The 10,751-nt window shown below is 72.8% G+C and carries 12 protein-coding genes; 8 read left to right on the plus strand and 4 right to left on the minus strand.

The annotated features are described in order from the left end of the window. Window positions 1-258: 258 nt before the first annotated feature. Window positions 259-1,032: a nucleotidyltransferase family protein gene (locus ACFU7Y_RS30415; protein WP_224277160.1), complete on the plus strand. Its 774-nt coding sequence runs from the start codon at window positions 259-261 to the stop codon at window positions 1,030-1,032. Window positions 1,033-1,228: 196 nt separating this feature from the next. Here the strand turns inward: ACFU7Y_RS30415 and ACFU7Y_RS30420 are convergent, their stop codons facing one another. Together ACFU7Y_RS30420 and ACFU7Y_RS30425 are read right to left on the minus strand one after the other, a co-directional pair. After that, complete coding sequence (locus tag ACFU7Y_RS30420; protein WP_224277162.1) at window positions 1,229-1,729, minus strand: peptidylprolyl isomerase; 501 nt, start codon at window positions 1,727-1,729, stop codon at window positions 1,229-1,231. An 85-nt stretch (window positions 1,730-1,814) separates the two neighbouring features. Then, a complete protein-coding gene (locus ACFU7Y_RS30425) occupies window positions 1,815-2,921 on the minus strand; it encodes a hypothetical protein (RefSeq protein WP_224277164.1) in 1,107 nt (368 codons plus the stop codon). Window positions 2,922-3,173: 252 nt separating this feature from the next. On the opposite strand from ACFU7Y_RS30425, the gene ACFU7Y_RS30430 reads away from it, so the two are divergent. Then, window positions 3,174-3,776 carry a dihydrofolate reductase family protein gene (locus ACFU7Y_RS30430; protein ID WP_224277166.1) on the plus strand — a complete coding sequence of 201 codons (603 nt, stop codon included), beginning with the start codon at window positions 3,174-3,176 and terminating at the stop codon, window positions 3,774-3,776. Window positions 3,777-4,006: 230 nt separating this feature from the next. On the opposite strand, the gene ACFU7Y_RS30435 is transcribed toward ACFU7Y_RS30430, so the two are convergent. Together ACFU7Y_RS30435 and ACFU7Y_RS30440 are read right to left on the minus strand one after the other, a co-directional pair. Continuing rightward, window positions 4,007-4,495 carry an SRPBCC family protein gene (locus tag ACFU7Y_RS30435; protein ID WP_224277168.1) on the minus strand — a complete coding sequence of 163 codons (489 nt, stop codon included), beginning with the start codon at window positions 4,493-4,495 and terminating at the stop codon, window positions 4,007-4,009. A gap of 65 nt (window positions 4,496-4,560) precedes the next feature. Beyond that, window positions 4,561-5,139, minus strand: coding sequence for a putative glycolipid-binding domain-containing protein (locus ACFU7Y_RS30440; protein WP_224277170.1), 579 nt, complete (start codon window positions 5,137-5,139; stop codon window positions 4,561-4,563). 49 nt (window positions 5,140-5,188) lie between these two features. On the opposite strand from ACFU7Y_RS30440, the gene ACFU7Y_RS30445 reads away from it, so the two are divergent. The 6 genes from ACFU7Y_RS30445 to ACFU7Y_RS30470 all read left to right on the plus strand — a co-directional run bounded on the left by ACFU7Y_RS30445 (window position 5,189) and on the right by ACFU7Y_RS30470 (window position 10,574). Next, the gene (locus ACFU7Y_RS30445; protein WP_380770331.1) at window positions 5,189-5,929 is read left to right on the plus strand and encodes a cytochrome P450; all 741 of its coding nucleotides are present in this window, start codon (window positions 5,189-5,191) and stop codon (window positions 5,927-5,929) included. Window positions 5,930-5,998: 69 nt separating this feature from the next. Continuing rightward, a complete protein-coding gene (locus tag ACFU7Y_RS30450; RefSeq protein WP_224277181.1) occupies window positions 5,999-6,676 on the plus strand; it encodes an HAD family phosphatase in 678 nt (225 codons plus the stop codon). Between the two features lie 136 nt (window positions 6,677-6,812). Then, entirely contained in the window at window positions 6,813-7,178 is a 366-nt protein-coding gene (locus ACFU7Y_RS30455; protein WP_380770332.1) for a hypothetical protein, read from the plus strand. Between the two features lie 218 nt (window positions 7,179-7,396). After that, the gene (locus tag ACFU7Y_RS30460) at window positions 7,397-8,497 is read left to right on the plus strand and encodes a substrate-binding domain-containing protein (RefSeq protein WP_224277184.1); all 1,101 of its coding nucleotides are present in this window, start codon (window positions 7,397-7,399) and stop codon (window positions 8,495-8,497) included. A gap of 35 nt (window positions 8,498-8,532) precedes the next feature. Then, entirely contained in the window at window positions 8,533-9,324 is a 792-nt protein-coding gene (locus ACFU7Y_RS30465) for an ATP-binding cassette domain-containing protein (RefSeq protein ID WP_380770333.1), read from the plus strand. Then, window positions 9,321-10,574 (plus strand): sugar ABC transporter permease, encoded by a 1,254-nt coding sequence (locus ACFU7Y_RS30470; protein WP_380770334.1) that lies wholly within the window; start codon window positions 9,321-9,323, stop codon window positions 10,572-10,574. Before ACFU7Y_RS30465 ends, ACFU7Y_RS30470 begins: the two co-directional genes overlap by 4 nt. Window positions 10,575-10,751 lie beyond the last annotated feature (177 nt).

Genomic DNA, 10,751 nt, shown 5'->3' on the forward strand with positions numbered 1-10,751 from the left:
ATCGTGTACTCGTCGTCCCGGCCGCAGGGTCCGCGCCCCGCTGCCCCCGGCCCACCGAGGGCCGGGGGCGGTGGGGCGCGTGGCTCCGGTCCGTGCGGCTGCTGTGCCTCGGCCAGGGTGGCGGGGAGGGATTTCACGGTGAGTGGGTCGGGTATCTGTCTACGGCGCGTCGGGGCTGCCCGCGTCGCATCCGTACGCTCCGCCCGGGCCTCGCGGCGGGTGTTCCGACGCTGTGCCGTCGTTCCCGGGAGGTCGGGGATGTGGTTGCCGGAGGTTCTTCCCCGGATCCGTCAGGCCGTCGTCCTCGCGGGTGGACGCGGCAGGCGGCTCGCCCCGTACACGGACCTGTGTCCCAAGGCGATGGTCGAGGTGAACGGCGCACCGCTGTTGCGCCATCAGATCGAGTGGTTCGCCGGTGCGGGTGTGGAGACGGTGGTCGTCTCGGCGGGCTACCGCTCGCAGGTGATCACCGACTACGTGCGTACGGCGAGCCTGCCGGTTTGCACCACCGTGGTCGTGGAGGACGCCGCGCGGGGGCGGGGCGGAGGGCTGAAACTCGCCGCTCGTGCGCTTCCGGCGCCCCAGGAGCCGTGGTTCGCCGTCTACGGCGACATCTGGGCCGATTTTCCGCTCACCGCGCTGGGCGCTCATCACCTGCGGTGCGGGGCACTGGCCACGGTCGCCCTGGTCCCGCCCCGGCTGCCCCGGGGCACGGTCGTCTGCGATGCGGTGGGGAGGGTCGCCGAGCTTGCCGCGCCGCCCCCGGCCGCCTGCACGGTCAACGGCGGCGTGTACGTCTTCGCGCCCGGTGTCGTGCCGCTGTTGCCGGATCAGGGGGACCACGCGGACACGACGCTTCCGTACCTGGTGCGGCTTCGGCAGCTGGCGGGATACCGCGTCGGTGGCTTCTGGTGCGCGGTCAACACGTTGAGTGATCTGCGCGAGTTGCGGGCATGCGTGGCGGCGCCGGCTCGGTCGGAGCGGAGCCGGCAACCGGCCGCGGTCAAGGGAGCGGATCCGGCTGCTCGTTGACGGTCTGCCCCACCGGCCGGGGTAGGCCGCGGTCCCGTTGCGGTGACGACGGCCCTGGGGCTGGGTGGGTGCGGTGGCCGCCTGCTGACGTCCCGCCCCCGTGCTTCGCCGGACCGCCCCGTCCTGCGGCCGGGAGGGCGTAGCCGTGTGAGCAGGAAGTCGGCCGGGCCGACTTCCTGTTCCTCCGCTGCCCGGCCTACTCGACGATCTCGGCCTTCTCGATGATGACGTCCTCCTTGGGGACGTCCTGGTGGCCGGCCTTGGTGCCGGTGGGCACGGCCTTGATGGCGTCGACGACGTCCTGGCCTTCGACCACTTCGCCGAAGACGGTGTAGCCCCAGGCCTGGGTGTTCTTGGCGGTGTGGTTCAGGAAGTCGTTGTCGGCGACGTTGACGAAGAACTGGGCGGTGGCCGAGTGCGGGTCCATCGTGCGGGCCATGGCCACGGAGTACGTGGTGTTCTTCAGGCCGTTGTCGGCCTCGTTCTGGATGGGGTCGCGGGTCTTCTTCTGCTTCATGCCGGGTTCGAGTCCGCCGCCCTGGATCATGAAGTTGTTGATGACCCGGTGGAAGATCGTCCCGTCGTAGAACCCGTCCCGGACGTACTGGAGGAAGTTCTCCACCGTGGCCGGGGCCTTCTCCGCGTCGAGTCGGAGAACGATGTCGCCGTGGTTGGTGCTCAGCTTGACCTTCGACATGACTACCTCACTGTCTGCGTTGTGGTGGCTACGGAACGCTCACGGCATTGTGACAGGAGGTGCGGCTGGGCACCGTCAAGGCGCCTCAGTTGGCCAGACTGAAGTCGCCGCCGACGGGGGCGGCGAGTTTGTCGATGCCGGTGAGTGCGGTGAGGGTGGGTACCGGGGTCGTGCTGTCGCTGGTGGTGCCGTCGCCGAGTTGGCCGGAGCCGTTGCTGCCCCAGGAGTGCACGGTGCTGGTTCCCGACAGCACCACGGTGTGCTCCCGGCCTGCGGCCACCAGCCGCACGCCCGTCAGGCCGGGGACGGTGACGGGGGTGGTGCGGAAGACCGTGGTGCCGTCGCCGAGCTGGCCGGCGGTGTTCTGGCCCCAGGCCTTGAGGCGGCTGTCGCCGTCGACCACGGCCAGGCTGTGGTTGCAGCCGGCCGCGATCTGCCAGACGCCGCCCGACCAGGCGCCCCGTGTGGCGACCGGGGTGAAGCGGTTGATGGTGGTGTTGTCGCCGAGCTGGCCGGTGGCGTTGTAGCCCCAGGCCTTCACCGTGGCGCCGTTGCCCGGCTTGCCGACCAGGGCGAGGCTGTGGCCGGCGCCGGCGGCGATCGCGCTCGCCCCGGTCAGGCCGGCCACCGGCGCCGGGGTGCCCCTGCTCGCCGAAGTCCCGTCCCCGAGCTGGCCGTTGCAGTTGTAACCCCAGGCCCACACGGTGCCGTCCTCGCGCAGCGCCAGGCTGTGGTGGAGGCCGGCGGCGATGGCGACGACCTTGGCCAGGCCCTCGACCCGGACCGGGATGCTGCTGTCGGCGCCGGCCCCGTTGCCGAGCTGGCCGTGGTGGTTCTGCCCCCAGGCCGCCACGGTGCCGTCGGCGAGCAGGGCGAGGCTGTGTGCGCCGCCGGCGGCGATGTCGGTGGCGTCGGAGAGGTTGACCACCTGGCCGGGCACGTTGTGGCTGAACACCGTGCCGTCGCCGAGCTGGCCCGAGCCGTTGACGCCCCAGGACTGCACCGTACGGTCCGTCAGCAGGGCCAGCCCGTGGCCGGTGGAGGAGCCGAACCCGCCGGCGGCGATCTTCGCCACCTCGGCGCTGGTGAGCCCGAGCACGGCGGTGGCCGTGGTGCGGAGGTCGGCCCAGGTGCCGTCCCCGAGCTGGCCGGAGCGGTTGTTGCCCCAGGACTTCAGGCGCTTCTCTGCCATGCGACGATGCCTCTTTACTGATACGACAATAAGTCAAATCGTCGATACGTCAGGCCGGTTGACGATTCCACGATCATGGACCGACGCTACCCACGCGCCCACCACCGCCATGTGGAACGCCGACGCCGGCCACTCGATCGGGTGACGACACCCCCGCACTCCGGCCCCGCGGGCATTCCCCCGCGTCCCTGTCCGGGCTCCGCCCGTTTGTCGGAGCCGTGTTCTAGCCTGCACGGACAAGGGAGGTGCGGCATGGGTGGCACGGGCAGGCTGGTCGTGGCGATGCAGGTGTCGGCGGACGGCTTCGTGGACAGCGAAGTTCCCGGGGCCGACTGGAAGTTGTGGAACTGGGGGCCCGAGTGGCCGTGGAGCGCGGATCTGCGGGCCTCGTTCAACGCACTGCTGGCGGGGGCCTCGGGCATCCTGCTGAGCCGGCCGATGACCGACGAGGGGTACCTGGGGCACTGGGAGCGGATGGCCGCCCTGCACCCCGGCGACGGGGACTGGGAGTTCGCCCGGGCGATCGGGGCGCTGCCGAAGTTCACGGTGTCCCGGGCGGGCCGGCCGCTTCAGGAGTGGCCGCGCACCGAGGTGCTCACCGGGGAGCTCGCGGACACGGTGGCGCGGGCGAAGCAGGCGGCGGGCGGGCGGCTGCTGTGCTTCGGCGGTGCGGGGCTGGTGGCCTCGCTGCTGCGCGAGGGACTGGCCGAGGAGCTGCGGCTGTTCGTCAATCCCGGGTTCGCGGGGGCAGGCAGCCGGGTGTCCGGGCCGTGGCTGGTGGAGCACGGGTACCGGTCGGGCGGGGTGTCGGCGTACGGGTGCGGGGTGGTGGAGAGCCGCTGGTCACGGGAGTAGCGGGCGGCCGTCACGGCGACGATCCGCTGCCCGTGCTCGGCGAGGAGGACCCAGTGGGCGCGGAGGCCCTCGCCGCCGGGGGCCTCCGCACGCCAGGCGTCGAAGCCCGGGAGCCGGTCGGCGGCCGGACGCGGATCCGCACGAGGCGGCCGTCGAGGCGGTGGGCGTCTTCCCGCACGCCTACGGCCCTGAGCCGGGGCCAGGGGGCGTGAGCCCCCGGGCCCGAGGGCTCACGCCGCGCCGAAGTGCCGCTTGGTGTCGGCGATCAGTGTGCGCAGGAACGCCGTCCCGGGCAGGTCGGTCAGTGCCGCGGGGCGGCGCAGCGGTGGGGTCGGCTCGTAGGCGAAGGTCCAGGTGAAGCGGGTGCCGCCGGCGGGGAGGGGCTCGACCAGGTAGTCCTCGCCGAAGCGCCGGTACAGCGGCAGGCTGGCCCGGGTGACGCAGAACGCGTGCCGCCTGCCCTCCTCCCAGTGCACGAACTCCTCGCGCAGGTGCAGCATCCGAAGTGCCGTGATCTCCCGGGTCGTGCCGACGCCGTGCGGGGCCGGCGAGGTGTAGCGCCCGCCGGCCAGGCCCCGGCACCAGGACAGCGGCGCCGCGCCGGCGAGCCCTTCCCACACGCTGTGCGGGGCCACCGGCAGGTCCATCCGGAAGCGGTGGCGGTGCGGCGCGGTGTCGAAGAAGGACGCGTCGAAGCGCTCCAGGGCGAACCAGGGCATCGGGGCCTCCTCGTGCGGGTCGGGGAACTGCCCGAGCGTATCGGGCGTGGATACCGGGCGCCTCGTCAGGTGATGCGCCGGGCCAGGCCCGGGTAGTCGGCGACCAGGCCGTCCGCGTCCAGCAGCAGGTCCGCCCGGTAGTCGCCGGAGGCGTAGCGGACGGTGGCGTGCCCGTCCTCGTGGCGGCGCAGGTGGGTGTAGGTCTGGCGGGAGGGCACGACCACCAGCTCGGGCACGCGGATCCAGGCCATCAGGAAGTGGTGCTCGCCCGGCTGCCGGTGGAGGGCGTGGCGCAGTACGGGCGGGGTGTTGGTGAGCGGGGACAGGCCGAGGTCGCAGTCGAGGGCGCCGTCGAGGTCGGGGCGCGGGGTGCCGTCGACGGTCCAATGGCCGGTGGTCTCGTCGCGGCGCAGGTCGAGGGTGCGGGCGGTGTCGGGGGTGCGGGCGGTGATGTGCATGCGGCGGGTGGTGAAGCCGTCGCCGGTGTCGAGTTCGTAGTCGAGCCAGTACGGCGTGGGCTCGGCGGCGGCGACGCGGCCGCGGGCGGTCAGGGCGGTGGGGCCGAGGGCGATCCAGGAGGTCTCCAGGCCGGCGGTCTCGGTGACCCGCCAGGTGGGTCGGCGGTGCGGTCGGATCCAGGTCATCTCCCGGCTGCTGGGCCTGCCGGACGACGTGACGGTCACCTTCCGGGGCATGGTCGACAAGGTCTTCTCCACCACCCTCTCCCCGGAGGAGTCGGCGGCCACCGCGACCGCGTTCCAGGCCCTGCTGGAGGAGCTGATCTCCGCCAAGCGCCGCGAGCCGGGCGAGGACCTGACCTCCCTGCTGATCGCCGCCCGCGACAGCGAGAGCGACGGCGACTCCCGCGCGCTGAGCGAGGAGGAGCTGCGCGACACCGTGCTGCTGATCGTCTCGGCCGGCTACGAGACCACCGTGAACCTGATCGACAACGGCATCACGGACCTGCTCACCCACCCCGGCCAGCTCGCCCTGGTGCGCGCGGGCGAGGCCGGCTGGGACGACGTGGTCGAGGAGGCGCTGCGCCGCAACGCACCGGTGGCACACTTGCCGATGCGCTTCGCGGTGGAGGACATCGAGCTGCCCGGCGGGGTGACGGTGCGCCGCGGCGAGGCGATCCTCGCCGCCTACGCGGCCGCCGGACGCCACCCGGTGCGCTACGGCGACAGCGGCGCCGACTTCGACGTCACCCGGCCGGTCAAGGACCGCCTCGCCTTCGGCCACGGCGTGCACTTCTGCCTCGGCGCGCCGCTGGCCCGCCTGGAGGGGCGCACCGCGCTGAGCCGGCTGTTCGAGCGCTTCCCCGACCTCGCGTTCGCCCCGGGCGCGCGGCTGGAGCCGGTCGACTCGCTGATCTCCAACGGGCACCGGGCGCTGCCGGTGCTGCTCGGCCCGCCGGCGCCGAAGGCCTCCTGACGCCCCCGTCCCGGCCCGCCCCTCGGGCGCCCCGGCCGCCGCGCGGCGGGCTCCCCGTAGGGTGGCGGCATGTCTGTTCCCGTCGAGCTGGTGGTCTTCGACTGCGACGGTGTGCTGCTCGACAGCGAGCGGCTGGCCGTGCGGGTGGATGCGCGGGTGGTCGCCGAGGTGGGGTGGCCGCTGTCGCAGGAGGAGATCGTCGAGCGGTTCCTGGGCCGTTCGCACGCGTTCATGACGGCCGAGATCGAGGCGCACGCGAGCGTGCCGCTGGAGCCGGGCTGGGAAAAGCGCTTCCAGCACCTGTACGACGAGGTGCTCGCGGCCGAACTCGCCCCGGTGGATGGGGTGGTGGAGGCGTTGGCCGCCCTGGAGCGGGCCGGGGTGGCGGACTGCGTGGCGTCCTCCAGCAGCCACTCGCGGCTGCGCTCCACGCTCGGGCGGACCGGGCTGCTGGCGCGTTTCGCCGGGCGGATCTTCAGCTCCGAGGACGTGGAGCGCGGCAAGCCCGCCCCGGACCTGTTCCTGCACGCGGCTGCCGCGATGGGTGTGGAGCCGGCGGCGTGCCTGGTGGTCGAGGACAGCAAGTACGGGGTGGCCGCGGCGCGGGCGGCGGGGATGCGTTCGCTCGGCTTCCACGGCGGTCTGACCCCGCAGGCGTGGCTGGCGGGCCCGGGCACCCGGACCTTCGCGGACATGCGGGAGCTGCCGGCGCTGGTCGCCGGGGCCGCCGCGCTCCCCCTTCCGTAGCGGGGCCTCGGGCTCGCGGGGCAAGCAGGCGCGCCCCTGTCAGATGTCAGGGACCGCTGCGGGCACGGGATTCCTAGGCTGACGGGCACCGGGCGGATCGATCGCCCGTCCTCGTACCAGCCAAGGGAGAACCATCATGCGCAGGATCACCCACGCCGTCGCCGCCCTGGCCCTGGCCGCCGCCGCCCTGACCACGATGGGGGCCAGCGGCGCCGGCGCCGCGGACGGCGACTGGGCGGGTTGCCCGTCGGGCGCGGTCTGCGTCTACCCGCAGGGCCAGGACCCGGCGGTCCGCCCCAGCGCCGTCTACTGGAGCTACGGCGCGCACAACCTGAGCGGCCAGTACGGCATGCACTGGGTGCTCAACAACCAGACCGGTGGCGCGCACGCCCACCTGTGCCGCGGCTCGGGCGGCGCCGACTGCGTCTACGACCTCTCCTCCCCGAAGGGCGTCTACTACGACCTGGGGCCGATCAACTCGATCACGCTCGACCGTCCCTGACATAACGTCAGATTTGAGCAGGGAGTGCCCGCCGCACGGGGGACCGGCGGGCGCTCCCGTCTTTCGCGCGCCCTTCCCCTGAAGCGTGTTCACGAAGATAACGAGTGGAGATGGATTCCAGGCAGTCTGGTTTTACTTATTGACGTCATGTACGCGCCCAGGGTTGACTCCCCCCACCCCGCCGCGAAGCCGCGGCGACCCCAGGGAGAGGCACCCTTATGAACGCCGTCCTGCGTCGCGCCCTCGTCTCCACCGTGGGCCTCGCGCTGACCCTGTCCATGACCGCCGCCTGCGGGAAGGCCGGCGGCGCCAAGAACGAGGCATCCGCCTCCTCCGGCAACCCGAACACCATCGGCCTGCTGCTGCCCGAGAACGCCTCCTCCGTGCGCTACGAGTCCTTCGACCGGCCGTTCATCGAAGCCAAGGTCAGGGCCCTGTGCGCACAGTGCAAGGTGCTGTACAACAACGCCGAGGGCAGCGCCGCCAAGCAGAAGCAGCAGTTCGACACCCTGCTCGCCCAGGGCGTCAAGGTGATCATCCTCGACCCGTACAACGCCAAGTCCACCCAGGACTGGGTCCAGGAGGCCGCCGCCAAGGGCGTCAAGGTCGTCGCCTACGACCGCCTGGCCGCCGGCCCGGTCGCCGCGTACACCTCCTTCGACAACGAGAAGGTCGGCGAACTCCAGGGCCAGGCCCTGCTGGCCGCGCTCGGCGCGCAGGCCGCCGAGGCGAACATCGTCATGATCGACGGCGACGAGGCCGACCCCAACGCCGCGGACTTCAAGTCCGGCGCGCACAAGGTCCTCGACGGCAAGGTCAAGAAGGTCGTCTACGAGCAGTCCGGGCAGTGGGACCCCACCGTCGCCGGGCAGAAGATCTCCGCCGCCGTCACCGAGTTCGGCAAGAACGGCTTCCAGGCCGTCTACTCCGCCAACGACGGCATGGCCGCCGCCATCATCACCCAGCTCAAGGGCGCCGGCATCAAGGTCCCCGTCGGCGGCCAGGACGCCTCCCTGGACGCCATCCAGCGCATCGTCAACGGCGACCAGGCGTACACCATCTACAAGGCCTACCGCCCGCAGGCCGAGGCCGCCGCCGAACTGGCCGTCGCCCTCCTCCAGGGCAAGGACGTCAAGACCATCGCCACCGCGAGCGTCGACAGCGCCACCGCCAAGAACATCCCGACCAAGCTGCTGGACGCCAAGATCGTCACCAAGGACACCATCGCCGCCACCGTCCTGGCCGACGGCATCTACAAGGTCTCCGACATCTGCACCGCCGACTACGCCGCCGCGTGCGCCGCCGCCGGTCTCAAGTAGCCTCAAGCACCCCATCCCCCAAGGTGGTCGTTCCCGTGACAGGCGCACCCGTCCTCCAGCTGCGCTCGGTCTCCAAGCGCTTCGGGGCCGTCCAGGCCCTCACCGACGTCGACCTCACCGTCCACGCCGGCGAGGTGCTCGCCCTCGTCGGCGACAACGGCGCCGGCAAGTCCACCCTCGTCAAGACCATCGCCGGCGTCCACCCCGTGGACGAGGGCACCCTCACCTGGCACGGCGAGCCGGTCCGCCTGGCCCGCCCCCAGGACGCCGCCGCCCTCGGCATCGCGACCGTCTACCAGGACCTCGCGCTGTGCGACAACCTCGACGTCATCGCCAACCTCTTCCTCGGCCGCGAGAAACGCCGCCGCGGCCTGCTCGACGAAGTCGCCATGGAGCAGCACGCCCGCCGGCTGCTGGACACCCTCGCCATCCGCATCCCCGACGTGCGCACACCGGTGGCCGCGCTGTCCGGCGGGCAGCGGCAGGTGGTGGCCATCGCCCGCGCCCTGGTCGGCGAACCGGCCCTGGTGGTGCTGGACGAGCCCACCGCGGCGCTCGGCGTCGAGCAGACCGCCCAGGTCCTGGACCTGGTGGAGCGGCTGCGCGAGCAGGGCCTGGCGGTCGTGCTGGTCAGCCACAACATGGCCGACGTACGGGCGGTGGCCGACACCGTCGCCGTGCTGCGCCTGGGCCGCAACAACGGCGTCTTCCCGGTGGCGGGCACCACCCAGGAGCAGATCGTCGCCGCGATCACCGGAGCCACCGACAACGCCCACGCCCGCCGGGCCCGCCGCACCGAGCACACCGAGGAGGCCGAGGCCGTATGAGCGCCCCCGAAGCACCCGCCACACCCCCTCCGGTCGCCGACCCGCGGCTGCTCCCGCCCGCGCAGGGCTGGGCAGGGCGGGCGCAGGCCGTCCGCCGACGCCTGGCCTCCGGCGAGCTCGGCTCGCTGCCGGTCGTCGTCGGCCTGGTCGTCATCGCGGTCGTCTTCCAGTCCGTCACCCACCACTTCCTGCAGGCCGACAACCTCACCAACATCACCCGCTTCATCGCCGGCCCCGGCCTGATCGCGGTCGGTGTCGTCTTCGTGCTGATCCTCGGCGAGATCGACCTCTCGCTCGGCTCGGCGGCCGGCGCGAGCGCTGCCATCGCGGCGGTGCTGGCGGTGCGCCAGGGGTGGAGCGAGTGGGTGGCGATCCTCGCCGCCCTGGGCGCGGCCTGCGCCATGGGCCTGCTGCACGGCCTGTTCTTCGCCCGCGTCGGGGTGCCCGCCTTCGTGGTCACCCTCGCCGGGATGCTCGCCTGGAGCGGCCTGCAGGAGTGGGTCCTGGGCGACGCCGGCACCGTCAACAACCGCCACGACGGCGTCGTCGCGAGCCTGGACACCACCTTCCTCGGCGACGGCGACATCGCCTACGCCTGGGGCCTGGCCGTCCTCGCCCCCGCCCTCTACCTGGCCGCCCGCCTGCACACCGCCCGCCGCCGGCGCGCCGCCGGCCTCACCGCACCGCCGGCCGCCGACAGCGCGATCCGCGCCGGGGCACTGGCCGTCCTCACCCTCGCCACCGCCTACACCCTCAACCAGGACCGCGGCCTGCCACTGTCCCTGGTCGTCCTGCTCGGCGCCGTCCTCGCCACCGACTTCGTCCTGCGCCGCACCCGCTACGGGCGGCAGGTCTTCGCCGTCGGCGGCGGCGTCGAAGCCGCCCGGCGCGCCGGCGTCAACGTCGCCCGGGTACGGATCTCCGTCTTCGTGCTCTCCGCGTTCCTGGCCGGCCTCGGCGGCCTGTTCTACGCCTCCCAGCAGGGCTCCGCCGACAAGCAACTGGGCAGCGGCAACGTGCTGATGAGCGCGATCGCCGCGGCCGTCATCGGCGGCACCAGCCTCTTCGGCGGCCGCGGCAAGACCTGGTCGGCGCTGCTGGGCATCCTCGTCATCCAGTCCATCACCACCGGCCTGGACATGGTCCACGCCGCCCAGGCCATCCAGTACATGATCACCGGCGCGGTCCTGCTCGCCGCCGTCGTCCTCGACTCCCTCACCCGCCGCACCCGCAGCAGCGGCCGCGGGTAGGGACGTTTCGGCCCGGCGCCCCGCCCCGCCCCGTCGCACCGCGGGCGGGGCGCCGGGGCCTTCGGTGCGCACCGGGCCGCCCGGGATGCTCCTATGGACGTCAAGCCGCAGGAGCAAGGTCGGTTTGAGTGATGTGTCGGGTTGTCGGTGTGCTGGTCAGGGCGCGGTAGATCTCGC

The organism is Kitasatospora sp. NPDC057542, assembly GCF_042801945.1.
Lineage (GTDB): Bacteria > Actinomycetota > Actinomycetes > Streptomycetales > Streptomycetaceae > Kitasatospora.

What these genes read in the sequence shown, in the direction of transcription:
- ACFU7Y_RS30415 (WP_224277160.1), top strand. Translation starts at nt 259, where the DNA reads ATGTGGTTGCCGGAGGTTCTTCCCCGGATCCGTCAGGCCGTCGTCCTC.
- ACFU7Y_RS30420 (WP_224277162.1), bottom strand. Translation starts at nt 1,729, where the DNA reads ATGTCGAAGGTCAAGCTGAGCACCAACCACGGCGACATCGTTCTCCGA.
- ACFU7Y_RS30425 (WP_224277164.1), bottom strand. Translation starts at nt 2,921, where the DNA reads ATGGCAGAGAAGCGCCTGAAGTCCTGGGGCAACAACCGCTCCGGCCAG.
- ACFU7Y_RS30430 (WP_224277166.1), top strand. Translation starts at nt 3,174, where the DNA reads ATGGGTGGCACGGGCAGGCTGGTCGTGGCGATGCAGGTGTCGGCGGAC.
- ACFU7Y_RS30435 (WP_224277168.1), bottom strand. Translation starts at nt 4,495, where the DNA reads ATGCCCTGGTTCGCCCTGGAGCGCTTCGACGCGTCCTTCTTCGACACC.
- ACFU7Y_RS30440 (WP_224277170.1), bottom strand. Translation starts at nt 5,139, where the DNA reads ATGACCTGGATCCGACCGCACCGCCGACCCACCTGGCGGGTCACCGAG.
- ACFU7Y_RS30445 (WP_380770331.1), top strand. Translation starts at nt 5,189, where the DNA reads ATGGTCGACAAGGTCTTCTCCACCACCCTCTCCCCGGAGGAGTCGGCG.
- ACFU7Y_RS30450 (WP_224277181.1), top strand. Translation starts at nt 5,999, where the DNA reads ATGTCTGTTCCCGTCGAGCTGGTGGTCTTCGACTGCGACGGTGTGCTG.
- ACFU7Y_RS30455 (WP_380770332.1), top strand. Translation starts at nt 6,813, where the DNA reads ATGCGCAGGATCACCCACGCCGTCGCCGCCCTGGCCCTGGCCGCCGCC.
- ACFU7Y_RS30460 (WP_224277184.1), top strand. Translation starts at nt 7,397, where the DNA reads ATGAACGCCGTCCTGCGTCGCGCCCTCGTCTCCACCGTGGGCCTCGCG.
- ACFU7Y_RS30470 (WP_380770334.1), top strand. Translation starts at nt 9,321, where the DNA reads ATGAGCGCCCCCGAAGCACCCGCCACACCCCCTCCGGTCGCCGACCCG.